The sequence below is a fragment of the Serratia sp. A07 genome (assembly GCF_058725505.1).
Genome location: NZ_JBZXDO010000262.1, coordinates 1 through 509 on the forward strand (window position 1 = coordinate 1; position 509 = coordinate 509).

Here is a 509-nt window from a genome sequence, read left to right on the forward strand (position 1 = left end):
ATCTATGGGTAGCATTACACTAGCCGGGCGGCAGATTTTCGTTCTCAATGAGAATGACAGGTACCCAGAGCCACAGCAAAACAGCCCACCTTTTTTCGCAATCCGCGAAGATGAAGAGGGCCAGCACTGGCTTTATGTTTGGCATAAAGGGCGCTGGCCGCTCGTATCAGATGTGCCATTTCAGACTCAAGGTAAAGCCGTTGATGCGGCCATAGCGTTTAATTTTGATGTGCTTTACAAGTGATAGGTGCTGCCCCCGCCGATGTTCAACCTGACTGAACACTACGAGGCCAGCAAAGGGGCAGCAGATTTTAGATGGAGTCTACGTTTACATTTTCAAGAGCGGCGGTTTTCTCGACTGCTTCCGGTGCTTCTTCAACCTCGCTCACCGGCATTTCCAGGCGAAGATCGATCCAGCGTCCTTCCGGGATATCCATCGGTTCACCAGCCACAATAGCAGCTGTGTCGATGTCAAAGCGGCGCTTGCTGACCTTCACATAGATTGTGCC

General features: G+C 51.5%; 2 protein-coding genes. One reads left to right on the top strand and one right to left on the bottom strand.

The window, feature by feature from the left end; all coding sequences use genetic code 11:
• On the top strand, positions 1-244 hold a 244-nt coding region (locus AC4PR2_RS29650; RefSeq protein WP_492176145.1), incomplete at its 5' end, for a hypothetical protein.
• A gap of 67 nt (positions 245-311) precedes the next feature.
• Here AC4PR2_RS29650 and AC4PR2_RS29655 read toward each other — a convergent pair.
• Positions 312-509, bottom strand: a 198-nt coding sequence (locus AC4PR2_RS29655) for a phage tail fiber protein (protein ID WP_492176146.1), incomplete at its 5' end; no start/stop codon positions are given.